Source organism: Janthinobacterium sp. JC611 (assembly GCF_018682595.1).
Lineage (GTDB): Bacteria > Pseudomonadota > Gammaproteobacteria > Burkholderiales > Burkholderiaceae_D > Janthinobacterium.
Window position 1 is genome coordinate 1 of the sequence record NZ_JAFLJN010000006.1, and the last position, 26,499, is coordinate 26,499.

The 26,499-nt window shown below is 55.2% G+C and carries 28 protein-coding genes and 1 tRNA gene; 5 read left to right on the forward strand and 24 right to left on the reverse strand.

Going from position 1 to position 26,499, the window contains the following annotated elements:
* Window positions 1-254: 254 nt before the first annotated feature.
* Window positions 255-2,213, forward strand: a complete 1,959-nt coding sequence (locus J0O65_RS06455) for an HsdM family class I SAM-dependent methyltransferase (RefSeq protein ID WP_215405236.1) — start codon at window positions 255-257, stop codon at window positions 2,211-2,213.
* Window positions 2,210-2,686, forward strand: coding sequence for a restriction endonuclease subunit S (locus J0O65_RS06460; RefSeq protein WP_139842484.1), 477 nt, complete (start codon window positions 2,210-2,212; stop codon window positions 2,684-2,686). Before J0O65_RS06455 ends, J0O65_RS06460 begins: the two co-directional genes overlap by 4 nt.
* 821 nt (window positions 2,687-3,507) lie before the next feature.
* On the opposite strand, the gene J0O65_RS06465 is transcribed toward J0O65_RS06460, so the two are convergent.
* From J0O65_RS06465 to J0O65_RS28240, 12 genes are all read right to left on the reverse strand, one after another.
* Complete coding sequence (locus J0O65_RS06465) at window positions 3,508-3,912, reverse strand: hypothetical protein (RefSeq protein ID WP_215405237.1); 405 nt, start codon at window positions 3,910-3,912, stop codon at window positions 3,508-3,510.
* Between the two features lie 169 nt (window positions 3,913-4,081).
* On the reverse strand, window positions 4,082-5,371 hold the full coding sequence (locus tag J0O65_RS06470; protein ID WP_215405239.1) for a type II secretion system protein GspD: 1,290 nt from the start codon (window positions 5,369-5,371) through the stop codon (window positions 4,082-4,084).
* Window positions 5,368-6,522 carry a zonular occludens toxin domain-containing protein gene (locus J0O65_RS06475; protein ID WP_215405241.1) on the reverse strand — a complete coding sequence of 385 codons (1,155 nt, stop codon included), beginning with the start codon at window positions 6,520-6,522 and terminating at the stop codon, window positions 5,368-5,370. The genes J0O65_RS06470 and J0O65_RS06475 overlap by 4 nt, the downstream gene beginning before the upstream one ends.
* Before the next feature lie 190 nt (window positions 6,523-6,712).
* Window positions 6,713-7,015: a hypothetical protein gene (locus J0O65_RS06480; protein WP_215405243.1), complete on the reverse strand. Its 303-nt coding sequence runs from the start codon at window positions 7,013-7,015 to the stop codon at window positions 6,713-6,715.
* A 10-nt stretch (window positions 7,016-7,025) separates the two neighbouring features.
* Window positions 7,026-7,436 (reverse strand): hypothetical protein, encoded by a 411-nt coding sequence (locus J0O65_RS06485; RefSeq protein WP_215405245.1) that lies wholly within the window; start codon window positions 7,434-7,436, stop codon window positions 7,026-7,028.
* A gap of 23 nt (window positions 7,437-7,459) precedes the next feature.
* Window positions 7,460-8,992, reverse strand: coding sequence for a hypothetical protein (locus tag J0O65_RS06490; protein WP_215405247.1), 1,533 nt, complete (start codon window positions 8,990-8,992; stop codon window positions 7,460-7,462).
* A 68-nt stretch (window positions 8,993-9,060) separates the two neighbouring features.
* On the reverse strand, window positions 9,061-9,276 hold the full coding sequence (locus tag J0O65_RS06495) for a major coat protein (RefSeq protein ID WP_215405249.1): 216 nt from the start codon (window positions 9,274-9,276) through the stop codon (window positions 9,061-9,063).
* A 301-nt stretch (window positions 9,277-9,577) separates the two neighbouring features.
* Complete coding sequence (locus tag J0O65_RS28235; protein ID WP_353056158.1) at window positions 9,578-9,664, reverse strand: tail virion protein G7P-2; 87 nt, start codon at window positions 9,662-9,664, stop codon at window positions 9,578-9,580.
* A gap of 21 nt (window positions 9,665-9,685) precedes the next feature.
* Window positions 9,686-10,003: a single-stranded DNA-binding protein gene (locus tag J0O65_RS06505; protein ID WP_251373553.1), complete on the reverse strand. Its 318-nt coding sequence runs from the start codon at window positions 10,001-10,003 to the stop codon at window positions 9,686-9,688.
* A 29-nt stretch (window positions 10,004-10,032) separates the two neighbouring features.
* On the reverse strand, window positions 10,033-11,250 hold the full coding sequence (locus tag J0O65_RS06510; protein ID WP_215405253.1) for a phage/plasmid replication protein, II/X family: 1,218 nt from the start codon (window positions 11,248-11,250) through the stop codon (window positions 10,033-10,035).
* A 5-nt stretch (window positions 11,251-11,255) separates the two neighbouring features.
* Window positions 11,256-11,870, reverse strand: a complete 615-nt coding sequence (locus tag J0O65_RS06515) for a hypothetical protein (protein ID WP_215405255.1) — start codon at window positions 11,868-11,870, stop codon at window positions 11,256-11,258.
* Window positions 11,871-12,096: 226 nt separating this feature from the next.
* Window positions 12,097-12,279, reverse strand: coding sequence for a helix-turn-helix transcriptional regulator (locus J0O65_RS28240; protein WP_215405257.1), 183 nt, complete (start codon window positions 12,277-12,279; stop codon window positions 12,097-12,099).
* A 393-nt stretch (window positions 12,280-12,672) separates the two neighbouring features.
* Here J0O65_RS28240 and J0O65_RS06525 point away from each other — a divergent pair, with 393 nt between their 5' ends.
* A complete protein-coding gene (locus J0O65_RS06525) occupies window positions 12,673-13,797 on the forward strand; it encodes a HEPN-associated N-terminal domain-containing protein (RefSeq protein WP_215405259.1) in 1,125 nt (374 codons plus the stop codon).
* Between the two features lie 191 nt (window positions 13,798-13,988).
* Here the strand turns inward: J0O65_RS06525 and J0O65_RS06530 are convergent, their stop codons facing one another.
* The 5 genes from J0O65_RS06530 to J0O65_RS06550 all read right to left on the reverse strand — a co-directional run bounded on the left by J0O65_RS06530 (window position 13,989) and on the right by J0O65_RS06550 (window position 18,148).
* Window positions 13,989-14,702, reverse strand: a complete 714-nt coding sequence (locus J0O65_RS06530; RefSeq protein ID WP_215405261.1) for a hypothetical protein — start codon at window positions 14,700-14,702, stop codon at window positions 13,989-13,991.
* Window positions 14,699-15,871 carry a tyrosine-type recombinase/integrase gene (locus tag J0O65_RS06535; RefSeq protein WP_215405263.1) on the reverse strand — a complete coding sequence of 391 codons (1,173 nt, stop codon included), beginning with the start codon at window positions 15,869-15,871 and terminating at the stop codon, window positions 14,699-14,701. The genes J0O65_RS06530 and J0O65_RS06535 overlap by 4 nt, the downstream gene beginning before the upstream one ends.
* Before the next feature lie 225 nt (window positions 15,872-16,096).
* Entirely contained in the window at window positions 16,097-17,188 is a 1,092-nt protein-coding gene (gene ychF, locus J0O65_RS06540) for a redox-regulated ATPase YchF (protein WP_215405272.1), read from the reverse strand.
* 151 nt (window positions 17,189-17,339) lie between these two features.
* Entirely contained in the window at window positions 17,340-17,573 is a 234-nt protein-coding gene (locus J0O65_RS06545; protein ID WP_215405274.1) for a helix-turn-helix domain-containing protein, read from the reverse strand.
* Window positions 17,573-18,148: a DUF2975 domain-containing protein gene (locus J0O65_RS06550; RefSeq protein WP_215405276.1), complete on the reverse strand. Its 576-nt coding sequence runs from the start codon at window positions 18,146-18,148 to the stop codon at window positions 17,573-17,575. Before J0O65_RS06550 ends, J0O65_RS06545 begins: the two co-directional genes overlap by 1 nt.
* 118 nt (window positions 18,149-18,266) lie before the next feature.
* Between J0O65_RS06550 and J0O65_RS06555 the strand changes: the two genes are divergently transcribed.
* Window positions 18,267-19,364 carry a serine hydrolase domain-containing protein gene (locus tag J0O65_RS06555; protein ID WP_215405278.1) on the forward strand — a complete coding sequence of 366 codons (1,098 nt, stop codon included), beginning with the start codon at window positions 18,267-18,269 and terminating at the stop codon, window positions 19,362-19,364.
* Here the strand turns inward: J0O65_RS06555 and pth are convergent, their stop codons facing one another.
* The 7 genes from pth to J0O65_RS06590 all read right to left on the reverse strand — a co-directional run bounded on the left by pth (window position 19,365) and on the right by J0O65_RS06590 (window position 25,475).
* The gene (pth, locus tag J0O65_RS06560) at window positions 19,365-19,949 is read right to left on the reverse strand and encodes an aminoacyl-tRNA hydrolase (protein ID WP_215405280.1); all 585 of its coding nucleotides are present in this window, start codon (window positions 19,947-19,949) and stop codon (window positions 19,365-19,367) included.
* 115 nt (window positions 19,950-20,064) lie between these two features.
* Complete coding sequence (locus J0O65_RS06565; RefSeq protein ID WP_152256825.1) at window positions 20,065-20,673, reverse strand: 50S ribosomal protein L25/general stress protein Ctc; 609 nt, start codon at window positions 20,671-20,673, stop codon at window positions 20,065-20,067.
* A 166-nt stretch (window positions 20,674-20,839) separates the two neighbouring features.
* Window positions 20,840-21,790 carry a ribose-phosphate pyrophosphokinase gene (locus J0O65_RS06570; protein WP_131688255.1) on the reverse strand — a complete coding sequence of 317 codons (951 nt, stop codon included), beginning with the start codon at window positions 21,788-21,790 and terminating at the stop codon, window positions 20,840-20,842.
* Window positions 21,791-21,940: 150 nt separating this feature from the next.
* Window positions 21,941-22,017, reverse strand: a tRNA-Gln gene (locus tag J0O65_RS06575).
* A gap of 87 nt (window positions 22,018-22,104) precedes the next feature.
* Window positions 22,105-22,989 (reverse strand): 4-(cytidine 5'-diphospho)-2-C-methyl-D-erythritol kinase, encoded by an 885-nt coding sequence (gene ispE, locus J0O65_RS06580; RefSeq protein WP_215405282.1) that lies wholly within the window; start codon window positions 22,987-22,989, stop codon window positions 22,105-22,107.
* Complete coding sequence (locus tag J0O65_RS06585; RefSeq protein WP_215405284.1) at window positions 22,986-23,636, reverse strand: outer membrane lipoprotein LolB; 651 nt, start codon at window positions 23,634-23,636, stop codon at window positions 22,986-22,988. The genes ispE and J0O65_RS06585 overlap by 4 nt, the downstream gene beginning before the upstream one ends.
* Window positions 23,637-23,696: 60 nt before the next feature.
* Window positions 23,697-25,475, reverse strand: a complete 1,779-nt coding sequence (locus tag J0O65_RS06590; protein ID WP_215405286.1) for a tetratricopeptide repeat protein — start codon at window positions 25,473-25,475, stop codon at window positions 23,697-23,699.
* 166 nt (window positions 25,476-25,641) lie between these two features.
* Between J0O65_RS06590 and mutM the strand changes: the two genes are divergently transcribed.
* Complete coding sequence (mutM, locus tag J0O65_RS06595) at window positions 25,642-26,478, forward strand: bifunctional DNA-formamidopyrimidine glycosylase/DNA-(apurinic or apyrimidinic site) lyase (RefSeq protein ID WP_215405288.1); 837 nt, start codon at window positions 25,642-25,644, stop codon at window positions 26,476-26,478.
* The last annotated feature ends 21 nt before the right edge of the window (window positions 26,479-26,499 follow it).

The following is a 26,499-nucleotide window of genomic DNA, read 5'->3' on the forward strand; positions in this document are numbered from 1 at the left end:
CAATGCAAATTTCCGGCGACTGCGCGGGCTACGATATCGGAGGGCATATGTCCGGGCATTTTGACTAGCTCCAGCTTGCTCAATGATACCGAGACTAGGCGCGGCGGATGTGCTACGCAAGTGCTCCACCCTCGCCGCCGGGGTCATGGCAGCGCTTTACCCCTAGCTAACGACGTAGTTATCTGCTATATACTTACGCGTTCACAATTGGTGCCAAGCAATCCGCATGTAAGCCGCCAGCACTCTAGAAATCCATGTCGCTTCCCACAATAAAACCACTCTCGAAGTCCAAAAATGAGAGGAAAACCGAGAACTTAGTCCGCAATTCATTGATGGCACTAAACTACTATGATGAAGAAGGCACCATCGCAGTAGAGGAGCAGAAAAGCAACTCCGATGCAGTCCGAAAATTGCTCAAGGCGGCCAGCAAATCAGGGAAGGGTGGCATCGGCGCCCCGGAATTTATAATTAGCGATATCGTTACTCCGGATATTATTGTTATTTTTGAATGCAAAGCCGACGTTAAAGATCACGCTAGTTCGAGAATAGATGAACTCATCGAAGGTATAGACCTGTCTGAAACTGATGTAGACGCTGTCAAACGAATTCAACGCTTCGCAGCTGATGGTGCTTTACATTACGCGCGTCATTTATCCAAGGAATTTAACGTTATAGCCGTGGCAGTAAGCGGAGAGACGAAAAGTAGCATGAAGGTATCGACATATCTTCATACAAAGGGTGCGCCGCGCCCTTCGCCACTGGTAACAAAAGACGGGAAAAGTATCAATAACATAATCGGATGGTCAGATTATGTCGAACATGCTACTTTCGACCCAAAAGTGCAAAAGCTGCGCTTTGGTGAATTGATGAGCTTTGCTGGTGAACTTCATGCATTCATGCGCGACCACGCAAAACTGACAGAGAGTGAGAAGCCGTTGCTAGTAAGTGGCACTCTCATAGCTCTTCGTAACAAAGCGTTTTCAGTAAGCTATCACGCTCACAGCCCGGAAAACTTACAACGCGAATGGATGCGTGTCATAAAAGACGAAATTCGTTCTGCGGATATACCGGAAGCTAAAAAAGACAACATGGTGCAGCCATACTCAAGTATTGCGGTGCACCCTGAGCTTGGTCGTGCGACTTCCCAGTTTCCAAAAGGAATTTTGCATGAATTGGTGAAGGCATTAAACGAAAGAGTCTGGCCCTTCATCAGTGTTTACCACGATTTCGATGTGGTAGGGCAGTTCTACGGCGAATTCTTGAAATATACCAGTGGCGATAAAAAGGCACTTGGTATAGTTTTAACACCACGCCACATTACTGAGTTATTTGCCCTGCTGGCGAACGTGGACAAAAATAGCAAAGTGCTAGATATCTGCGCGGGAACTGGCGGGTTCCTTGTTTCTGCTATGCACCACATGATTCGAGATGCAATTACCGAAGTAGATAGAGCAACCATTAAAGCAAATGGCTTAATAGGTGTCGAGCAGCAACCGAATATGTTCGCGCTTGCAGCTAGTAATATGATTCTTCGGGGTGATGGGAAGGCAAATCTTTATCAAGGCTCCTGCTTTGACACTGCCATTACCAAAGCAATAAAAAAACATGCAGCGACGGCGGGGATGTTAAATCCTCCGTTTTCGCAAAGCGACGCGAGCCTGCATGAGCTGTACTTTACGAAACATATGCTGGACTGCCTAGGGCCACATGGTGTTGGCGTAGCAATTATGCCGATGTCATGCGCAATAGCCCCTCATACCGCCAAGGGGGAACTACTGAAACATCATACACTCGAAGCGGTAATGTCTATGCCCGACCTGCTATTTTATCCGGTCGGCACGATAACATGCATTATGGTATTTACGGCCCATGTCCCTCATGCTACTAGCAAGAAGAAGACTTGGTTTGGCTACTGGAAAGACGACGGCTACTCAGTAGTTAGGCACCGAGGTCGCATTGACCCAGACCAGCGCTGGCCTTTAATTAGAGACAGCTGGGTAGACATGTTCAGGAATCGTGAAGTTATCGTCGGAACCAGTGTAACAAAGCATGTATCCGCATCCGATGAGTGGTGCGCTGAGGCATATCTTGAAACAGATTACGCTCACCTAGGCAAGGCTTCCTTCGAGCGTACAGTAAAGAAATTCCTTTTGAGCCGTTTGGTAAACGAAGCGGCAGAATCAGATGAAGAAATAGAGGGAGAGGACGAATGAAACTCGTTCCGATATCAGAGCTTTTTGATGTTATATACGGCGTTAACTTAGAACTTAATAAATTAATTCGCGACGCAAACGGCATCAATTTTGTTGGACGCTCTGCAAAGAATAATGGCGTCACAGGGAAAGTTCAGGTGATTTCCGATGTCACCCCTATCGAAGCAGGTGTGCTAACTGTAGCCGGAGGCGGCTCTGTTCTCGAAACGTTTGTGCAATTAGAGCCTTTTTACTCCGGCCGAGATTTATATTTTTTACGTCCTAAGTTAGAGATGTCGCTCGAGCAAAAACTGTACTATTGCATGTGCATTCGCGCAAATAAATACAGGTTCAATTACGGTCGTCAAGCCAATCGAACTCTAAAGGACATACCGATTCCTGCGATTAGCGAAATTCCGACTTGGGTGCATGATTCGTTCGAAGGAGTAGCGAAAGAATGGAGCGGTTTTTTGGGCAGTCTTGTCAAACCATAGAACTGCTCAGCACTGTACAACGCAGTGCCGAGTATATTACTAGTAATCGTCGTCATCAAAGTCAACTGTTGAATGCCCTAAGTTGACCATTTGCCCCAAAAAAGTGGGGGCGCTTCAGTCTCACTATAGAAGCTAGTCGCCGCGTCAAACGTTTCTCTGATGCGGTTGGCACTTAGTTGACGATTCCCCAGACAACGGCTGTCGCCCTGGAGGGGCGCCATGACGCATCAAGTGATCCCCTTCACGGGGATCAGGCCGCTAAAGCGAAAGACCGGCCCGCTGGCGCGCTTTCTTGTCTCCTCTCCTTTTACCCCGAGTTTTGCAAAATAAGGTACCCGTCACTGCTGCAACGACGCCCTTTCTATCTCGTAAGTCCAGAGAGAAGCGAGGTATCGTAGCTCAGTTCCGCAGTACTGAAAACAGAACCTTTCGTCTGGAACATAGTTCGAGGGTGTCCTCCCAGCGCCGTCTGTACGTGAACGGCCTTGCCGCCCATGACGGCGTTTGGGATGCAAATTGATTGTGTCCACAAATTTATTTATGGACACAATAATTCAACCACTCCCCATCCAGGCCAAACGCGGCCCGTATCGCCAGCACAGCGATGGCTTCAAACGCGAAGCGGTGCGCTGCGTACCTTGATCGAAGGCGCTTCGGTGTCGCGCATCGCGCGCGAATTAAAGATTAAGATGACCGATGAGGCTGAGACGGTATACGCATAAACACTCAGAATGCAACGAATAAACACTCAGATTACTAGGGCCACTCGGGTTTGACGCTCAGGGACAACTCGACTTCAGCCGCAACACCCAAGAATAGAATCATGTGCGCAACCCGAGTCGGTGCAACTCAGATTTCAAGGCTACCTGTTGGCCTGACATCAAAACATGTTCTCCTTCGCGCCAATCGTCACAAGACACATCGTCAGCATTTACACCAGCGACATGTAGTTCATGAGCCAGGTCAAGCAAATCGAAGCGCTCGATGCAACGCCCATCTTCCATCTTGGCAGCGAAACCGGCATCAGTCAGGTGAACATATGTTTTCATTATTTCCCCTTGGATAATTGGCATAGGGCAACGATTTCCCCTAGCATTGGTCGAATCGGCGTCAGTGCCGACAGCTAGGCATTCGCGACTTTTCACGGCAAATTCTCGTTGATAAAACCGGTCAAGGCCTTCTAATTTTCCTGACGGACGAAGCCCGAAATATGTACGAATAAACACTCAGAAGTCGAGTGCGCGTCGTGATTGAGCCTAGTTGCCATCCTCATTTAGTTGAGCCTTTACCCCGTCCAACCATCCCATGATAATCCCAGAATTGCAACAACATACGGCGATGAAACGTTCGTTCATCAGCCTGTTGCAGCTATTGCAAATAGCAATACAATTTACCCTAGTCCTCTAAGACCTTTGCAGATACCACGAGCACTAGATCGGTCTGAGTCTTACTGTCCGACCCAGCGGACCAGGATGCAGGCAGGAAACTCAACCCGGATTTCGATTCCGACGACTGGGTATCCTGCAATCCGCCCAGCAGCATTACGTCACCATCTTTAAGACCTACGGTGGTGGTCAACTGGCGCAGGATGAGTGTCGGGGACCCGACAAGCCCGCTACTATTTGCTTTAAAGCTACTGATCTGCGCATCCACGTCCAGGCTAATCTCTCCGCTCCCCAATACGCGAGGCAAGGCGTCAATGATGACCCCGGACGGCGTATACACGATGTTTTGAACCCGATTGCCTGCATTATCGTTGCCACTACTGGAAACAGTGGCCGTCTTGTCACCCACCGTCAATTTAAGCTTGGTCCTGTCATAGCCAACAAGACGGCTGTTCGTAACCTGTTTGAAACGTGTATCGCTGTTCAGCGCATCGATCACCAGCTCAAAGCGTGTGTTCTTCAGACTGATGACCGAACCCGAATTAGTTGTACCGAGCGAGGCTCCCAGCTTGGCCCCCAGAAAGGATGCCGCCAATGAAATGCCACGTCCAGAGCCGCTGCTGTTAGTGACTTCAATCCACGATGCGGAGACGTCGACCATCTTGGCGTGCGTATCAAGACTGCGGCACAACAAAAGCATCTTAGAAACAGCTGCTTTTGAGCCAGTAAGCACCACCAATTCGCCAGCGACGGTGGCTGCCTTAGCACCGAAACCAGCGGCGACAACTGCGCTCACAAATTCGCTGGTCCGGTGAATGGGAGCAAAGAGTTCCGATTCTTCGTCTTCTTTCCGCGTTTGAAAACCTGCGGCATCTTGCATCACGTGACCATCGATACCAATCGGCGCGATTTGCGGGCTACTGAGGCTCATTGCCTGACTAGCGGAGTGAGCAGGTAGCTGCTGGCTTGCAATGACATCCTGAGGGCCGCTCTCACGGTTCAGCGACAAGTAGTAAATACCGCCCTTGAGCGTTGTCGCAATTCCTTCGCGAAGCAGTAGGTCTTCAACGAAGCGTGGCAGCTCGGCGAGGTCGATGTTCTTTACTTTGATCGTAATTCTTTTGTCGATTCCGATAACGTCGGGTGATACCACGAAGTCCCGATGCATGATAGCCTTAAACATAGCTTCGCCGAACGCCATCAGCGGCGTGGCATCGAAGCTCAATGAAACCGGAGCCGAAGCAGGTGCGGCAAACGCCAAGACCGGGGCGAGGATCAGGGCAGACAGGAAGCGTCTCATTGCGCACCTCCTCTGACCCACAGACCTGTCTCGATTTCGGCTTCCCAACCGCTGGCACCAGACTTGAAGCGCAGCGGCGATACAACACGGCCATCGGAAAGAACCACGCTCACCGAACCGGAATTAGTGAGAAACCCCTTGCCGGTAACGGTCTCGGAAAACTTGACAGGCTTGGCAGCATCGGCCACGGTGGCAGAGGGGGTAAAAAACATCGATCCAAGTACATGGGAGCCTACGCCCCCGAGTACGAGGCCAAGTATTAGAGCGATTGCGAGAAACTTTTTCATGTGCTTATGCGGTGGTTCGGGAGGAATCGGGCGGACTGCGAGAAGTTCGTAGTCCTGGGGAATACGTACAGGGCCAACGAAGCCAGGACGGATGCCGGTACGTGACTGCAAGTGCCAGCTAGGCAGCAAGCAATGGATAGCATGCGGGTAGCTGTCCGAGAACACTTGTGTGGTGTTATAGGCCCGGTTCAGGTCATCACCCCGGAAGTGCCAGCGGTCGGCTACGACGCCATCCGGAGAGCAACCGAGGCGCATCACGCCGAAATGCATACGAGGCAGTGAGCCGTCGATGAAACCAGCCGTGATCAGCTTGAAGGCGGCCGAAACAAACGGCACTTTCATCCGGTCGAGGCGGCTCATACGCACCACGTACTCGAACAGGCTGTCGCGCAACTGCTTGTCAATCTGGCTGATGTTCTGGCAGATGAAGTACACATCCCATCCGTACTTACGTGCATGGATCGCCCATTCCAGCAGCTCCTTCCGTCCGCCAGCTTGGAAGTCCCGGGTATTCAACCAGGACGCGCATTCGTCGAGGAACAGCGCCCCATTGTGCGACTCGTCGAAACCGGGGAGAAGCTGCGGCGCGGGCGGCGTGTACTCGAACCCCTTGGCGGTGTATTTGAGCACAGGCTCGAAGTCGATGAAGCGGTTGCCTGAGCCGATGGCGTACAGGTCCGCTGCCGTGGGTTTGTCCGGCACACGAATAACGGGCTGCCTCGACCTCACCGGCATCATATGCTCCATGAACACGTCACAGTTTGTCGCAACGCGTTTGCCAGCGCGCAGGTAGTCGCGCAACAACTTCATCGCGCCCTTGCCCTTGCCGCTTCCGAGCTTTCCGGTGATTGCGTAGACGGCCATGTCACGGTCTCCAATAGCGCTTAGACGAGAACAAGCCGAAAATAAAACCGACAATCAAGCCAGACAAAAAGACCAGAAAGAATTTTAAAATTATCATCATTTATCCAAAGTGAGTTTCTTGTAGATGTAAAGCTGACACGCCTTTAGACGGACATATAGAGCGGCGCGCCAGCTCGTAGAGACGAACATGTCAAATCAGCTTGTCGAGGATGGTTTTCTTGTACGTGTATAGGGCGCATGCTGCCCACACGCTGCAATAAACGCTGGCGAGCGTGTACGTGACCGAGTTGAATGCAAGCGACAAGCCCACTGCGAAGTTAGGGTGAGACTGGCTAATGCCTTGAATGACGGGACCGCAAACAACGTTTGCGCAGACCTGGCCAGCGGCCCACAGCGCGGCGACCATCGCCGTTAGCGTGGTGACTGCCCAAACGCGCATCCCAACTTTGGCGGTGTTCTCGAAGCCGAGATAACCAATAAGAGTTGCCCACATGATGATGCTCCTAGTTGACGGCCAGTGCGGCCCGGATTTGCTGGACACAGCCCAGCAGACAGAAGAAAGCCAAGACGCCATTAATGAACGTCTGGAAGATGGCAAGCGGGGAGCAGATATCCATCATCACAGCCCCACTACCATTGGGACCGTCGATCATGGGATTGACGCAGGCCGCAGTTGGAATTTTCGGTACAAACGACCAAGTGAAACGATTCGATGCGACATTTATCTGCGACTGAGAATAAGTATTCCAAGCGCCAATATTGTCCGTGTTCGATTTCGTGTAATCGGTTGTCGCTTGATCGGCAGGTGCTGTGATTTGACAGCGAGGCTGCGAAGAACCACCACATGCCGTGCTAGTGGTCTGGGCATTGACCGAGGCCGTCGCTGCAAGGCCTACGACGGACAAACCCAGCATTAGGAAAGGGAGTCGCCTCACGATCAGTCCCGAATGGCAGATTGAATTTGGTTAACGCAGCCGTAAACACACAGCACACCAAGCACAGCGTTGATAAAGAACGAGAGACGGTCAAACCAGACGCAAATATCCATGTTGATGGTAACGTTGCCTATGGGACTTTTGAGCGACGGATTTTTACAGACCGCCGTAGGTATTGAGGGAATGAAAGACCAGCTGAACTGACTTGAACTAATCGCATCGAGCTTGCCCTTCATGCCCGTGTCCGCAGTACGGTTGGCGGCGTTGGTATCACTGGACTTAATATTAGTGACATCGTCACGCGCAAACTCAACGCTGCACGCGCCTTGACCGGGACCGCCACAACCCAAGCCGTTGTCAGGTTTTTCGGGAGGCGTAATGTTGACGTGAACGATGACATAGCCACCGGTGCCTGGATCGTATACACCAGTGTCAAGGCCGGTCTTACTACCATCCTGCTTTGTGATGCCAATATCAAAACCATTACCGACGTTTGCTCCGACCTCAACCGACTTGGAACCGTCAGCAGATGAGAGCGTCAGCTTGGACGTATCGTCAATGCCGTCACAGGCTGGATTAGCCCTGTCAGTCATGAATAGCTTTGTAGCCGGATCAAATAACACTTCACAAGTGGTATCAATCGGCTTTTTTACCTTGCTAATGTCGGTCAAACTGCACTGATAATTACCGCTACGGTCCTGGCCACTATCAACATAGCCAGGATCACACGCCAAAGTCACATCTGTAGCCCGATCGAACAAGTAGGCGACACTAACATAACGATAAACATTACCGGTGCAGCACTCGATCACAGCCAGGCTGATAGACTTGCCACCGTTGAACTGCTGAAGATAATCCTCTGTGGCACGTATAGGGCCGACACAATCTGGATAATCCTGATCCTTCTTAGTCACGCACGTGGTTTGCAATGCAATGAACGGAATGGCTAGCGGCGATGCCGGTAATTTTTGGGGAACGACCAAAATCCCGGTAACAAGACCGCCAGCGGAATATGACCCGTTGTATTGAGCACGCTGCACTTCAGCATCCGTACCTGCGACTCCGATATTCGCCTGCTTAAGCACTCCGATATCGGAAGGTCCAACTGGAACACCAGGAACTTCCTGGGCACTAGCTGGAGGACCTTTACCAGAAGCAGCGATGACGGACTTAGGAGTCACATCGCGCTTGGCACTACCGGCTGCCGGATCACTGAACTTTTTCGGATCAGGATTCTGACGTTTGCTATCGGGCTTGAGACTCACCGTAATCGCCGGTTTCGGCTGCTGGGTTGAAGCAATAGGCGTCTTACTGGTGCAAGGCGCGCTCAAAGCGAACTTATTGCAGTCCCACCAAAGAATCGCACTAATGATGCCGGTCTGGCCCGCAATCAAGTCACCGATCAGAATAGAACCGCCAGTCAGCTCAAGCAGCCAAGCCGCGATGATGGGGACGATAGCCTGCGAGCGCATAGGAACGACCACAAGCGCGGCGGAAACAAGAGTGACAGCGATGATTTTCTTGATAGATGCCATAGCGTGAAGCTCATAAAAAACGGCCAGGGTCGCTAAACGCTGGCCGAAGGTAGAATCCCAGAATAGGATTAGCCAGCTTTACCGAAAGCCTTCTTCATCATCTTGATACCCCAGAAGCCGCCAGCGACCGTCACGGCGACAGCAAAAGCGGCGGTGATATACGTCTGCCCAACCGCGGACAACGCGGTAATGGCCTCGACGCCAGGGTCGCCAGCTGCGAAGGCTGCACCGGTAGCGGCCATTGCGGAAGCGGCGACCAGCGCCTGTTTAGTGATTACTTTCATGTGTGACTCTCTAAAAAATGCCGTTAATAAAACCCCGGTTTGGCAATGCCGGGGAGTGCTTCGAAAGCTTTATCGTGAAAAATCACAGGCTTAATCAAGCGACTCGATAGCCTGACGCGCAATACGTCGAATCGCACCACCCGCGTACCCCAAGCCGAACGCGGTAAGGCAGTAACTTACAACTTGGTAAATGGTCATTTGTGGTCCACGATCCGATGAATGACGTACTTGACAAGATAAACGGCGGCCACAAATAGTCCTGTCTGGAATAGGATCGACCCGAGCGACTTGAACAGGCCAGTCACCGCTGTCCTCCAGCAATCCAACCGAGAGCGAACAAGACAACAACTCCAATTGAAATCACAACTTCAGATGAAACAGCATCCATGTCTTCCTCGCCTAGCAACCATTATTCTTCGATGAGATCGAGCGTATGCTCAACCGGCACTACCTTCACAACCTCACCGGTTTGCTTATCCTTCGTTTCATACGGCTTGCGCTGGAAACCGCCCAACACACAGGGGGCGGAGATTTCCTCGCCCTTATCGCCCAGACGAGCTTTGCTACGAATCTCAACCATCTGCGGCCGCGAATAAGCATCGGCTGCTGGCGTCATCACTTGGGTGTAACGCTTACCTTCGTAGGTCTTGGAGCCTTCGATACGACCAGACACAACGAGGTGCATCGACCTCATCGCTGCCATGCTTTTCTTGTCTTCGATCTTCATTACATTGCCTTCTGCCATATCATTTCCTTTCACGCCGCGAGGCGCATCATTTCCCGGCTTACTTGATACTCGTCTCGATTGCGCGCCGGCATAAAACGCAACCGCTTGTCTGTCCTAACTGGACTAAAATCAGCGGGCAAGGCACCGTCATTTGCGACAACTACGACATCGCTTCCGCGCCATGACACACCTGCCTCCTCAAGCAGCTTTCGATTACGATAGAAAGTAGCCTTCGGAACCTGCTTTCTCGCCACTTCGTCACCCAAAGTACACATCACGGTCCAAAAGCCGTACAACCGCAGGCCGTTAGAATCGCCGTACATGTTTTTTAATCGTTGTAAAACCGCTGTCGTCTTGCGTACGGTATCCATGCCCTGTTTTCCTTCACGAAGAAGCTTCTCCACTTCCTTGTCATAAACACCCTCTAAATAGGCGTCATTCACCTCAGAAACCAGAGGATTTTTTCCAAAATCGTACTTAAACTTATCGCTATGAATACCCACTTCTAGGCGTAGCGTCTTATCCGCCAATCGCTGAAGCGCTTCCAATTTACGCTCCACCCAATCGCCCTTCTTCACATCAGCGGAGCCAGTGCGCCGAGCATCACCGGTGACGTACAGATACATGAACAGCTCCGAAAAAAAGCCTCGTAACCGTCCCCTGTCATGGACGCGAAACTCTGTACCCTTGTGATAGCCCTTTACTGTGGTGGTCTTACCCGGGAAGTGAAAAGCCATATCAAACTTGCCAGCCCCTCTACTGCGACGTGGAAAGCTCATCAACTGAATGCCCTGGAAAAACTCTTTGCATTGCTGCATAGACAAGCGAAAAGTCTGTGCGACATCAACTCGATGTACCGTCCAATAAGAAGCAGGCAAAAAATCTACCTGTAGCAAATCGCCAACCAAGGCGACGAAGTCGCTGCAAACCTTACGAAAATCGGACGAACCGCCATAAACGTTGTGGCCCAGAAAAATCTTATGCACAGAAGCCTCGATAAGCACGTAAGGCTCACACGGGCAGAGATCAGTGCGTCCAGTGCGCTCGTCATAGACGAATTCGTCGTATTTCGGGATGACGGAAATACGTGCATCCCATGAGCCAGACAATTCGCCTGCGAAAATTTCGTACTTCAGAACACCCGTGGACATTTCCACGCCAGACCGTCGCAAACATTGCTGCTCAATGAGTTCGATGATTGAGGTATCCATCGACGGAGAACGAAGTTTTATGGTGTCGTATGCCATGAGTTTTAAACCGGCTTTCCAACATCGCGGTAAATAGTAAAAGTCTCACCGGTGAGACTGTCAGGCGGTGCTACCACGCCCGCCTGACAAAAAACAACGTCAACACCAACACGTCCGCCCTTGGCGGACGCACCGCAAAATTCGACCGCACGCGCTAACGCGCGTACGTTCGAACCTTGCGGTGCAACGGCACGACGGCGAGCAACAGCCTCCCCAACACTTGGGCCTGTGGCAGTGCCTGATTTATCCATCGGCGGGGGCGCATCCAGTGCGTCCAAACCAAATTTAACTACCTCAAACTGGATAGATTTGCCATTTGGGTAGTAGAACTGAATACGCAGATCGCTAAACGGCAATAGATGGGTCAATTCGGCCTTTTTTTCCTGTGCAGAAGCGATGCATACTAAGAAGTCCTCCACCTCCCCTTGCACGATTACGTCTGCACCACACATAATCCGAAAGGAAAAAATCTGGGAATACGAGGTTTTTATTAGTAACGTAGACAGGCGCGGTTCAAATTTTCTGTCGCACGCAAACGCTGCCCAAGCAGGAGGAATAGAGGAGCCGTTGCTCTTCAAATTACGCTTCCAGATCGGGAGGTTGTCTTGGGGAGAATTCATTCTGAGGCCCCAATAGCATGTGAAATGTGAGAGAAGACCAGCGACCAATGCGGCTCATCACGCATAGCGGCACGGTCAGAGTGCGACCACCACTCCAACCTGGTGACTGATTGATTATTGGAATACTGCGCAATCCTACTGATCGCTTGGCCAACGCGGTTCTGCGTAAGAACGTTTTCTCCGTGAAGGACGGATAACGAGCACTCAGGCTTGAGTTGAGAGTGCTTCAATTACGGTTCCCCGCAATCCAAGCGTTTAGTTCGTGCTGAAGAAAGCCAACTGCAGACTTATCGGAAGCGCCCAGGCGTACCGGGCGAGGGAAAGATGGATCAAGTTTGACACGTCGCCATACGGTAACGCGAGACAAACCAAGCATTTGACATACAGCTGGGATACGCAAGATTTGCATGAGCCACCGTGAAACAAGTTGATCGTGGCGGCATTCTGGCTATGGACGACGAAAATTAAGAGGTAGTTTTAAAAAAAATATTTCTCCCCATAGGGGGCTTTGGGTGGAGAAAATTTACACAGCAATTGTAGTCGTTGAGACTTGGCCGAACACAAGCTGTCAGATGAGTTAAAGTTCTGACATGACCGTTACCGGCTATAAGCCGGTCGCCCAAATTCCACTTTAATAGAGGCCAAGGGAAGCGAAAGTTTGTCATTTTTGGACGCCAATCACTGCGTTCAAGGTAGGCGAACCCTACTACAATTATTGAAGTCGTTGCTTTGCGAGATAGGATGAAGTTGTCCTAGCTCAGTAAGTCGAAGCGATATATCCTTTTCAACCATTTCCCTACATATGAACCCACACCGCGTCTGCTCCTCTTGCTTTTCCAACCAAGATTTACGTCTCTGGATTCGGGACCATGAAGGACCTCGTGGTTGCGGATTCTGTGGCAAGTTCGACTCCCCAACAGTGGAGTTCCACAAAGTGGCGGCCTACATTGATCAGTGCATCGGGCGCTATTACGGGAAAGCCGTTAATCAGCTTGGGTATTGCTCAGCAGAAGGGGGATATTTGGGGGACCATTGGGATTCGTGGGAGATGCTCGACAGAGTCGGGCTGGAACTGCCTCGGGACCATACTGGTAGTCTGTTCTCGGCGATCGCTGGCGCCATATCGGACGAACAGTGGTGTGACTTTGATGTGGGCGCACTTGAACTTGACCATGCGTTGTGGAGCAGTTGGGAATCATTTTGCCATACGGTAAAGCACAGACGAAGATTCTTTTTTCACAATAGCGGCAGAGATGACCAAGATTCATTCACCCCGGCGTCACTGCTGAGTAGCATTGCACGAGCAAGTGAAGCACTCGGTTTGATTGTGGAGCTTCCTGCCGGTTTGAGGCTTTGGCGCGCGCGACCAGACCTTCCAAAAGGCGGGCACGTCAGTGCGTCGGATTTCGGCCCACCTCCTCTCGAGTTTGCTCTTCAGAGCAATCGTATGAATCCAGCGGGTATTCCGATGCTTTATCTCGCATCATCGGCAATCACTGCTTTGAAGGAGACACGTGCTGAGAAAGCAAAGATGGGGCTCTGGCGCTCGATTCGCCCTATACGAATTCTGGACCTACGCGACCTGCCGCCTGTGCCGACCCTGTTCTCAGAAGAAGCGCGCACGTTGACCCTTACATTGAGCTTCTTGCATGACTTCGCTAACGACATCATGAAGCCAGTAGCGCGCAATAACCAAGTTCACATCGACTACCTACCCTCTCAAGTTGTCACCGAGTTCATGCGTGACTATGACTTTTCAGGCGGAGCTCTGGATGGAGTTGCGTACGGCAGCACCGTCCATAGACGTGGTTGGAACGTAGCATTATTTCTCGGGCCAATCGAGCTGGGACTTGAAACTCCTGAATGGGGTGCTACTCCCCCTCCGTTTTTTACGTTCGACAAAGCAACCTGGACTACTTCTGCTTAGGGGCGTTTGAGGCCAGTTCCCTGACGTGATGTGTCAGCTCAAGTCTGAACGAATACACATCGATGCTGAAATGGCGACGATTTCCCCCTTGTAAAAATTAGGGCAGTCGCGAATGTCGTGGACCAGTTCAGCTGCATCGCAAACTGGAAATTTCATATTCATAACCCATCTAGACCCGCTGGCCGTTAAACCTAGCGAGCAAACCGTGGCAAATCTTCAAGGAGGTCATTTTCGCGAACAATCCTATCCAGGTAAACGACTCCGAATTCGAGAACTCCGTGAAGTTCATCGGCGAAGCTCCACTCGAAGCCCTTTGACAGTGTATATAGACAATTATTAGCGCTGTGGGCGGCTGTACGTTTCCCCTCATCACCACTAAAAGGTACGTGAGCCGCCTCAATTAATGCAGCAAGAAATTGCGCTGAACAGTATTTGGAACAGTTATAAAGATCTTTGCTCCACCTAACGGGTATTTGATACTCGTGACATAAGACAACAAAACGCTTCCCGACAAAGGTAATCACCTCACGCTTGCTTCGAAGCCCACAGACTGCTTTGCTGGCAACATTTAGTGCTCCAGCAAAGTCATGCGTGAGGTTTAGCGAAGACAAGTTGCAAAGTGCTAAGGCGTCAGCCTCGGAGTCGCTTAGTTCATCCATCTTTTCCTTGAGCTTTCCGGCAAGGTCACGAATATCACTAAATTTATCTCGTTGCCTCGAAGTGAACTCGACTCGCCCCTCAAGGAGCATCCTTGCGTAATCAGCAAGCGACACGAAAGCGCGCACACACTCTTCACGTTTAGGAACCTTGTAGGTTTCACAAGCTCTCAATACACTCTCGACCAGCCCGGCCATTGGACTATCAACATCGATCCCAAGTTGCGACGCGAACTTCGGAAAATTCATATTTTTGCTTTCCAAGTATCCAGTAGATCAGCCCAATCCTGCATCATGCCTCGGCGTTCATCCAAGTATGTCGCATGATTGTAGGTACGCCGTACTGCGTTCGGTTCCGCATGCGCGAGTTGAGCCTCAATTACATCATGTCGATAGCCCAGCTCATTTAGACGAGTGCTTCCAGTGGTCCTAGTGCCATGCGGACTATATTTCTTTGCCCAACCTAATTTTTTAAGCGCCTGCCGCAATGCAGCGTCTGCCATAGGGCGGGCACGATCATCACGATTGGGAAATACGTACTTAGTGTGGCCCGTTATTGGCCGCATTGCTTTTAACAACTTTACGGCTTGCTCAGGCAACGGCAGCACATGTTCGCGACGTGCTTTCATCCGTTGTGCCTGGATTTTCCAAAGCGCACTATCAAGATCAAATTCTTCCCATTCAGCTTGGACTGACTCGTTAGGTCTCACCAATGTGAGCCACATCAAGCGAAATGCATTAAGCGTCTGAAAGTTGCCTCCGTGACCGTCAAAATCAACAAGCAGCTTGCCAATTTCCTCAACCGACAAAGCTCGTTTGTGTTGTGTTTTATTTGGTGGCAACGCCTTACGTACCGCCCATACGGGGTCCGTATCTGCACGCAACGTTGCAACTGCAAGCTCAAACACTGATGACATGGTTCGCTTCGCCTCAGCAGCAACCGTTGGTGCACCACGTGCGACCGTTTTATTTAGGATATCAAGGATATGTGCGGACGTAATCTGACGCACTGGCAACTTGCCAATTGATGGAAATACCACCCTCTGAAGCATGTCCAGCCGGCGCGTCTTAGTGACATCCTCCCAGTCCTTCAGCGCCAACCATTCCTGAGCAATTACCTCAAAGGTATTGCCGGAGTCCAGTTCCCGCTTCACAAGTTCAAGCTGCCGGTTCTGAACAGGGCTTATGCCCTGTTTAACGAGCTTACGAGCTTCGCCACACGCATCCCTCGCATCGGCCAGACTGACATCAGGATAGTTCCCCAGTGCAAACAAGGACTCCTTGCTGTTCAACTTGAAACGATAGCGCCACGCCTTCACTCCGGTAGGCTTTATCTCAAGGTAAAGACCTTTAAAATCGTTGAGCCGGTACAGCTTTTCGCGGGGCTTCGCGTTGCGACAGTGTGCATCAGTCAGCATCAAGTTTCACAGGTTAGAGATGATTCTTGATTGTACCCACCATTTTTCACAACAACAAGAGGTTGTACCCACCTACATACCCGTGATTTCTGTGAATACACATGAAATATCGTGAAACACCTGGAAACAAAAAAGCCGCGAAATTCGCGGCTTTTCATGGGTAAAAATGTTGTTTTTTACGGGTATGAAAAACGATATGATACCCGTTGAAACAGCAGTGACAAGTTAGACGTTGAACAGGAAGTTCAGCACGTCGCCATCCTTCACGACGTATTCCTTGCCTTCGGCGCGCATCTTGCCCGCTTCCTTGGCGCCCGCCTCGCCCTTGTAGGCGATGAAGTCGTCATAGGCGATGGTTTGCGCGCGGATGAAGCCGCGTTCGAAGTCGGTGTGGATCACGCCGGCCGCTTGCGGCGCCGTGGCGCCGACGGGGATGGTCCAGGCGCGCACTTCCTTCACGCCCGCCGTGAAGTAGGTTTGCAGGCCCAGCAGCTTGTAGCCGGCGCGGATCAAACGGTCCAGGCCCGGCTCTTCCATGCCCATGTCGGCCAGGAAAGCGCCCTTGTCGGCGTCGTCCAGGTCGGCGATTTCCGCTTCCAGCGCCGCGCAGATGGCGACGATGGGCGCGTTCTGCGATTTCGCGTATTCGGTCAGCTGGTCCAGCAGCGGGTTGTCGGTAAAACCCGAATCGGACACGTTGGCCACGAACATGGCCGGCTTGGCCGTGATCAGGCACAAGGGCTTGATCAGTTCCATTTCATCGGCATCGAGGCCCATGGCGCGCACGGGCTTGGCATCGTTCAGGTAAGGCATCATGCGTTCCATGATGGCCAGCAGCTTGGCCGCGTCCTTGTCGCCCGAACGGGCTTTCTTGTTTTCGCGGTGGATGGCTTTTTCCACGGTGCCCATGTCGGCCAGCGCCAGTTCGGTCTGGATGACTTCGATATCGTCGAGCGGGTTGATCTTGCCGGCCACGTGGATGACGTTGTCATCTTCGAAGCAGCGCACGACGTTGACGATGGCGTCCGTCTCGCGGATGTGCGACAGGAACTGGTTGCCCAGGCCCTCGCCTTTCGATGCGCCAGCCACCAGGCCGGCGATGTCGACGAATTCCACGATGGCGTTGACCATGCGTTCCGGCTTGACGATGGCGGCCAGCGCATCCATGCGCGGGTCCGGCACTTCGACGACGCCGACGTTCGGCTCGATGGTGCAGAACGGATAGTTTTCAGCCGGGATGCCGGCTTTCGTCAGTGCATTGAACAGGGTGGACTTGCCGACGTTCGGCAAGCCGACGATACCGCATTGGAGACTCATGGAAAACCTTTAAATAATCAATATTGCCGGCAAGCGGCTGGTGCAAAACGGCCGTTGCGGGCGTTTTCTGGATAATCTTGCTGTATTCATGCTCTAAGGGTCAATTGTACCTCTATGCACCCTACTCTTCAAAAAAACCGGGATGGCGACGCTAACTGTCGCCATCTCCGTCGTCCGGCTGCGACGCATCGAATTCCAGGAGGTCGCCGGGCTGGCATTCGAGCATTTCGCAAATTTTCGACAGGGTATCGAAGCGCACGCCGCGCACCTTGCCCGACTTTAAGAGCGACAGGTTCTGTTCCGTGATGCCGATAAAGGCGGCCAGCTCTTTCGATTTCACTTTTTTCCTGGCCAGTACCAGGTCGAGACGCACGACGATGCCCATCAGATGAACTCGCTGTTTTCATCGGCCAGGCGCTGGCCTTCATGCAGGATTTGCGCCAGCGCAAAGAAAACTGAACACAGCAGCAAGGTCCACAGGTCGCCGCCCGTGATGTCGACGACCAGGCGCAGCTGGCTCGTCCCCTCTTCCAGCAAGCCAAACAGCATGCCGCGCACGGTGGGTTCCAGCAAGGTCAACACCGTTCCCAGCAGCAAACCTCCGGCGAAACGGCGAAAGTGCCGCGCCACCTGCGGCGTGAAATACACGCCCTGTTCGAACTGGCGCAAGACCAGGGCCAGCTGGCGCACGGCGTCGCCCAGCACGCACAAGGCTGGCAAGGCCAGCGCCAGGCCCAATCCACGCTGCCACAGGGTCATGGCGGCCAGGCGCTCGAATGGCTGGCTCTGCAATTGCAGCAACAATTCATACATGCCGGCGCCGCCGACCGCTCCCTGCACGGCAGGCGCGGGCGCCAGCCAGCCCAGCACCGTCAGCAACAGGTACAGCAGAAAGAATCCCGAAACGCCGTAGCGCACGCGCCGGCTCAGCGCCGCCGGCCCCGTCTGATTTTTTTGCATATTTAAAAGTATACGAAAGCGTCAAGTATGGTTAGAATAAATTATCGTAAAACAATAATTAAATCATGTTTTGCGACTATTTTAACATATTCACCCTACCCTATCGACTGGAGACACCATGAAAACCCTGCTTGCCTCGCTCGTTTGCAGCACCGCCTTTTTGCTCAGCGGCGCCGCCCGCGCCCATGACTTGCATGCCATGCTGCAGCAGGCGCTGGCCGACAAGAGCGTGCCGGCCATGGCCATACTCGTGATCCGCGATGGCAAGATCGATGCGCAGGCGCAGGCGGGCGTGCGCGCCAATGACGGCCACGATGCCGTACGCGCCGATGACGTGTGGAATATCGGCTCCGACGGCAAGGCCATGACGGTGACCCTGATCGCGCGGCTGGTGGAACGTGGCGTGCTGTCGTGGGATGCGCCGCTGTCCAGCATGCTGCCCGCGCTGGCCGGCGGCATGCGCGCCGAGTACCGCGACGTCAACCTGATGGATCTGCTGTCGCACCGCGCCGGCCTGCCGCCCAATCCCGATGAGGCATGGATCAATTCCACCTACACGGACACGCGTCCCTTGCCCGTGCTGCGCCTGGAATACGCGCAGCGCGCGCTGGCCGACGCGCCGGTGGCCGCGCCACGCGGCGAATCGCACTACTCGAACAGCGGCGCCATGATCGCCGCGACCATCGCCGAGCGGGTCACGGGCAAGACGTATGAAGAGCTGATGCAGGCGGAAGTGTTCGGCCCGCTGGGCATGCGGGCCGCCTTCGGCCCCACCGTGCGGGGACAGAACCTGGGCCACAAGGAAAACAAGCCGATCGCCGGTTTGATGGCCAGCAATCCGCTGATGATGGCGCCCGATGGGGAAATTCACCTGAGCATGCAAGACTGGGCCAAGTTTGCGCTCGATCAACTGCACGGCGAGCAGGGCAAGGGCAAGCTGCTGAAACAGGAAACGTATGTGTTGCTGCATACGGCGCAGGGCGACACGAATGCGGCATTGGGCTGGGGCGTGATGCACTTTCCACCACAAGCGCCCCAGCGCGTGCTCACGCACCTGGGGTCGAACGGCTATTGGCATGCGCTGATCGCGCTGGCGCCCGGCAGCGGCGACGGCTTGCTGATCGCCGCCAACGCGGGCGAAGGCAGCAGCGCCCAGGCCAGCCAGCAGCAGATGGCGAAAACCATCATGGCCGGCTTCGGCAAGGCGGGGAAATAACTAGGCGGTGTGCAATTTCATGGTGGCCGCCTCGAACTTGCCCTCGACGATCTGCGGCATGACCTGCAAGGATTTTTCTATCGCTTGCTCGATCAGTTCCTGCTCTTCGCGGCGCGGACGGTGCAGCACGAAGTCAGCCACCTGCTGCTGCAGGCTGAGGGTGCGCGGGTGGCCGATGCCCAGGCGCAAGCGCCAGTAATCCTGCGTGCCCAGCGCGGCCGTGATGTCTTTCAAGCCATTGTGGCCACCGGCCGAGCCGCCCTTTTTCAGGCGCGCGATGCCGGGCATCAGATCGAGTTCGTCGTGCACGACGAGCACCTCATCGGCGGCGATCTTGAAGAAACGCGCCAGCGCGCCCACGGACTGCCCCGAGCGGTTCATGAAGGTCAGCGGTTCGAGCAGCCAGACTTCGTTGCCGCCGATGGAAGTCTTGGCCAGCATGGCGTTGTAGCGCGAATCACGCTGCAAGCGCGTGCCGGGCAAGCTGTTGGCAAGGTTGTCCACCAGCCAGAAGCCGGCGTTGTGGCGGGTTTGTTCGTATTCGGGTCCCGGGTTGCCGAGGCCGACGATCAGGCGTATGGGCATGGCTGTGTCTGCAATGTAAAAGAAAGCATTATCGGTGAAAACAGGCGGAAAAAAACCCGCGCGGCGAACCTGGCGGGTTTTTCCTTGCGACTACCGCATTGCTGCGGCGCCAAAATTACTTCTTGTCAGCAGCAACTTCAGCAGCAGCGGCTTCAGCGGCAACGTGGCCAGCCGGTACCGAAGCGGTAGCGATGGTCAGGTTGGCGCCGTGGGTGACAGCGGTCACGCCAGCTGGCAGGACCAGGTCGCCGACGTGCAGCGAGTGACCGACGTCGATGTTCGACAGGTCAACGTTGATGAATTCTGGCAGTTGGCCTGGCAGGCACGATACTTCGATTTCGTTGGCTACATGGCTGATGGTCGCGCCATGCAGTTTGACTGCCGGGGAAACGTCAGCGTTCGTGAAGTGCAGCGCCACTTTCACGTGGATAGCTTGCTTAGCGTCAACGCGTTGGAAGTCAGCGTGCAGAACCAGTTGTTTGTATGCGTGGACTTGGAAGTCGCGCAACAGAACTTGCTGGGAAACGCCGTCGATTTCCAGGTCCAGGATCGACGAGTGGAACACTTCTTTTTTCAACGCATGGTACAGGGCGTTGTGATCCAGCGAGATCAGCACCGGGGCTTCAGCGCCACCGTAGACGATACCAGGGGTTTGGCCGGAAATGCGCAGGCGGCGGCTCGCTCCGGAACCTTGCAATTCGCGTTTAAATGCGATAACTTTCATGTGAAACTCCAAGAAGAACAAGGCTTGCGCCTTGTGTTATGAGGATGCCCGCGACCAGGCATCCTCGAAAATGGGGTGCAAAACACCCCGAAAATTAAAACACTGCGGCGCAACAGGCAAAAAGCCGGTCGCGCCGCAGGCAGTACGTCTGTTACTGCTGATCGAATCAGTCGATGAACAGCGAGATGACGGAGTCACCCTTGATGATGCGTTTGAACGTCTCGGCCAGCAGTGGCGCGCACGTCAATTGACGAATCTTGCCGCAGGCCAGGGCCGCTTCGGACAGGGGGATCGTGTCGGTCACGACCAGCTCATCGAGTGACGACGCCGAAATACGGTCGATCGCCGGGCCCGACAGCACCGCGTGCGTGCAATACGCCACGACTTTCTTCGCGCCGCGCTCCTTGAGCACTTCGGCAGCCTTGGTCAGCGTGCCTGCCGTGTCGACCATGTCATCCATGATCACGCAGTTGCGGCCTTCGACTTCACCGATGATGTTCATCACTTCGGACACGTTCGCTTTTGGACGACGCTTGTCGATGATGGCCAGGTCGCAGCCCAGGCGTTTAGCCAGGGCGCGCGCACGTACCACACCGCCGACGTCCGGCGACACCACCAGCAGATCCTGGTAGTTTTTCTTTTGCAGGTCACCCAGCAAAATTGGCGAAGCGTAAATATTGTCGACTGGGATATCGAAGAAACCTTGAATCTGGTCAGCGTGCAAGTCCATGATCAGGACGCGCTCGACACCGGCTTCTTCCAGCATGTTCGCCACCACCTTGGCCGAAATCGCCACACGCGCGGAGCGTGGACGACGGTCTTGGCGGGCGTAGCCGAAGTAAGGAATCGCGGCGGTGATGCGGCCAGCGGAAGCACGTTTCAAGGCATCAACCATCAGCATGATTTCCATCAGGCTGTCGTTGGTTGGAGCACAGGTGGATTGCAAAACAAAAACATCCTTGCCGCGCACGTTTTCGTTAATCTCGACCATTACTTCGCCGTCGGAGAATTTCGAAACGTTTGCTTTACCGAGAGGGATGCCGAGGTTTTTTGCGACCCCCTCTGCCAACGCTGGATTCGCGTTGCCGGTAAAAACCATCAGGTTTTCGTAAGCCATGGGAGTCCCAAGAGGTGATATAGAAGTCTTGAAAAGCACTAACCGGGCATAGGCCCGGTCAGTCATTGTTTAGAATATGCCGCGTGGCGACATATCTGCTTTTTCCCGTACTGGACGCTAACTTCGCATCGACAGACTACGGTGAAATGGTGGCAGGGGAAGAAGGATTCGAACCTTCGCATGCTGGAATCAAAATCCAGTGCCTTAACCAGCTTGGCGATTCCCCTACGTTACTGACTGCTTGCCGTCATGTTGGCCAGCATTATACCGACTTTTTGACGTTAAGCAAAATATTTTTTGCTGCCTGCTTTGCTTCACAACATGGCGAGCATCGGGTGGCGATTCAGCGCTTTTGCCTTCCAGGCGTTCCAGACTGGTGGCACATTGCTGAGCACCGCATCCGCTTCTTCCTGACTGCCAAACGCACTAAACACACAAGCACCGGAACCAGTCATCCTGGCCTCACCGTAAGCACCCAGCCATTCTACCGCATCTGCTACCGGCTTGAAAAGACTGCATGCCACTTGCTGTAAATCATTCTTACCAAACCCGCCCGCATCGTTTCCTGCTGCGAGGTACCTGGAAAAGTCCGCTATTGTGACGGGTTCGGAATTCCTCGTCAAGCCTTCCGCGCAAAAAATTGCGGCGGTGGGCACTTGTACGCCCGGCTCGATCACCACGTACCAGCACTCGGGCGTGGCGACGGGCTGCAAGGCCTCGCCCACGCCTTCGGCAAAGGCGTTTTCGCCAAAGATGAAAAACGGGATATCGGCGCCCAGCGGCAAGCCCAGCGCCATCAATTCCTCGCGCGTCAACCCTGCCTGCCACAGGCGGTTCAAGGCCATCAGGGCCGTGGCAGCGTCGGACGAACCGCCACCGAGACCGCCGCCCATGGGCAGCACCTTGTCGATGGCGATATCGACGCCGCGCGGCAAGACGCCCGTGCGGCGCAGGACTTCGGCCTGCAGCAACGTCGCGGCGCGGATGATCAGGTCCTGCTCTTGCGGCACGCCGGCCAATTCCGTCACGCGGCGAATCAGCGTGTCGTCGCGCAGCGCGAAGTGCAGGGTGTCGCCATGGTCGAGCAACTGGAACACCGTCTGCAGCAGATGGTAGCCATCGGCGCGGCGGCCGTTGACGTGCAGAAAGAGGTTCAGCTTGGCCGGTGCCGGGCAGTTATTCAAAGTCGTCAGTGTCATGGTGCAGGTGCGGATGGGGCGGCATCGAGCACGATGCGCAGCGCCACGGCATCGGCCTGCGCGCTGGCATTGCGATCGGCATCGATACGCCGCGGTTGGGGCAAGGCGCCCGGTGTCTTGTCGCCCGCATTTTGCCCTACTTCCTGCCACGACACATAGCGCAAACGCCAGCCGTCCCTGGTCGTCACGCTGTCGTTGGCCGGCGACGCGACGAAACGCTTGCCATCGGCGCCCACGGCATAGCCCTGCAGCCAGTCGCGCAAGCCCGATACGGGCAAGGACCAGCCCAGCATCTGCGCGCTCAGGGTATCGACATCGGGCGCGCTGCGCGGCGCCTTGCCGCTTTGCGTCAGCACGGCCTGCTGCGGCGTGACGGCGATCGTCGCCAGGGTGCTGCCGACGGGCGAATACAGGGTCACGTCCGTGCGCTGCGCCGTCTGCTGCCAGTGGAAATTGACGGTGGCCGATTCGGGCTTGTCATCCTTCTGGTACACCACGTTCAAACGGCCCGTCAGCTCCACCTGCTCGCGGTAAGGCGCCACCGCTTGCGACGATGGCGCGGCGCCGGAGGAAAAGGGGGAAGTCATGGTCGAGCAGGCCGACAGGGCAAAGCACAGTGCAGCCAGGGGCAAGAGATGTTTAGACATGGGCAAAAGGAAAAACCAGCGCCGCGACGCTGGTTTGGATAGTGGAGTTAATCGGTTCAATCACAAACTGACATTCAAGCGCGCCAGAGTGCTTTTCAGCGCGTCGTTCTTCGGGTCCTTGCCTTGCGCCTCGCGCCACAGTTTTTGCGCTTCGGCCTTGTCGCCCTTCTGCCACAGCACTTCGCCCAGGTGGACGGCGATTTCCGGGTCGCTGCGCACGGCGTAGGCGCGGCGCAGCGCGGTTTCCGCCGCGGCCAGGTTACCCATGCGGAACTGCACCCAGCCCATGCTGTCCATGATGAACGGGTCGCCCGGCGCCATCTGCAGGGCTTTTTCGATCAGCGCATGGGCTTCGGGCAGGCGGATGCCCCGTTCGGCCAGCGAATATCCAAGGGCGTTATACGCGTGCTGGTTGTCGGGCGCCAGCGCCATCACGCGGCGCAGGCTGGCCTCCATCAGCTCGAATTTGTCCAGGCGCTCGGCCAGCAAGGCGTAGTCGTACAGCAGTTCCGGATTGTCGGGGAAGCGCAGCAAGGCGTTTTCCAGCACCGTGCAGGCGCTTTGCACGTAGCCGGCGTCGCGCAGGAATTGCGCGTCGACCAGCAGCACCTGCGCCTGGCTTGCCGGATCGTCCGTGTCGATTTCCGTCAGCGCCTTGCGCGCCGCATCGAGATTGCCGCCACGGGCGATCAGCTGGGCGCGGCGCAAGCGCGCCTCGACATAGCCGGCGGAAGCGCTGTTGTCGACCTTGTCCAGCCAGGCGATGGCGCCGGCCGTGTCGCCGCGCGTCTCGGCGATCTGCGACAGGATCATCAGGGCCTTGAACGGATCGCGCGCGTCGCCAGGCGATTTTTCCAGCACGGTGAGGAAGCGTTTGAAGTACTGCTCCGCGCCCTTGGTGTCTTCCAGCTGCAGCGCCACGATGCCGAGCGCATACAGGCCGCCCACGTTGTCGGGCTGGCTTTTCAGCAGCAGCAGGAACTGGTCGCGCGCCGGCTCCAGCTGTTTTTGCTCGACCAGCAGGCGCGCATACGCGCCGCGCACTTCGACGGCGTCCGGATTCTTTTGCAGGAACGTGGCCAGCACCTTGCCAGCCGCCTCGGGTTCGCCCGTCACCTGTGCCAGGGTCAGCGCGGCCAGCTCGGAGTTCGGCTTGATCGCCAGCGCCTTGTTCGCTTCGCCGATGGCGCGCTCGCGCTCGCCGAGCGACAAGGCGCCCTGCGCCAGCACCAGGTGCGCCTCGAACATGTCCAGGTAGGGTTGCACCAGGCGCGTGAGCATGGCATACGCGAACAGCTTGTCATTCGAGCGCGACAGAATCTGCTGCATCTGGAACAGGGCCACGCCGCGCGCACCCGCCGGCGCCTTGGCCAGGCGCTCGGCGAAGATCGGTTCGGCTTCGTCGATCTTGTCCGTCAGGACGACGAAGCCGAGGAAGAATTGCGTTGCCTCGTCCGATTCGGGCGCCAGCTCGCGCCACAGGCGGATGGCCGCCAGCGCTTCGCTGCCCTGCTTGGCGGCCAGCGCCATTTCGGAGGCGCGGCGCGCCAGGCGCGGGTCGCGCGTCTGCTGCGCCGCCACCATCATCGTCACGTACGGCCCTTGCCACTGGCCGCTCTTGAATTCCATTTCAGCTTTGGTCAGCTTGTACAGCAAGTCGCTGCTCAACTCGACCTTTGGCAAACCTTCCGCCTTGGACTCGGCGCCCGCTTCCTGCGACGCGGCGGGCGCGGCCGCAGAGGGGCTGGCCGCGGCATCGGCAGGGGCGACAGGCGTCTGTGCCATGGCATGCGTGGCCATCAGGGCGGACAAGGTTACAATGGCGAAAGCGTTTTTCAAAGGCTGATCCTGGCTAAACGGCAAAGTTTGATTCTACGCCCAACGCGGCTATCGCGTACTTCACGTATGTAACGAAATATATACGTCGCGGCGGCGTAGCGTGCCCGGGCCAGCCATTCGCCGGCAATCCGCCTGTTTTTACCCGGTTTTCCACCATTCGAACCCTATGCCAGAATTGCCAGAAGTCGAAGTCACACGGCGCGGTGTCGCGCCCCACATCGAAGGCCGCGCCGTGCGCGCCGTCGTGCTGCGCCGCGACGGCCTGCGCTGGCCCTTCCCCCCTGCCCTGGGCGAACAATTGTCGGGGCAAACCATCGGCTTGACGGGGCGGCGCGGCAAATACCTGCTGATCCACTTCCGCCACGGCACCCTGATCATCCACCTGGGCATGTCGGGCCATTTGCGCGTGCTGCCGCCGGGAACCGAGGCGCAAAAGCACGACCATTTCGACCTCGTCGTGGAAGACGCGGACGGCGCCAGCCAGGTGCTGCGCATGACGGATCCGCGCCGCTTCGGCGCCGTGCTGTGGCACGACGAGGCCGACGGCCCGCTCGATGGCCACGCGCTGCTGCGCGGCCTGGGCACGGAACCGCTGGAAGGCGGCTTCACGGGCCAGCTGCTGTTCGAAAAAACGCGCAACAAGGGCAGCAATATCAAGCAGGTGCTGATGGCGGGCGACATCGTCGTCGGCGTGGGCAATATCTATTGTTCCGAAAGCCTGTTCCGCGCGGGGATCAACCCGAAGACGCCGGCCCGGCGCATCGGCCTGGCCCGCTATGAGAAACTGGCGCAGGCGATCCGCGACGTGCTGGCCGAAGCCATCGTGCAAGGCGGCAGCACCCTGCGCGACTTCATCGGCGTGAACGGCCAGTCCGGCTACTTCCAGCAGACGTATTTCACGTACAACCGCGCGGGCAAGCCATGCCGCGTCTGCGGCGCGCCGATCCGCCAGATCGTGCAGGGACAGCGTTCCACGTTTTACTGCGTGAATTGTCAAAAGTAAGCCATACGCAAAGGGAGCCAG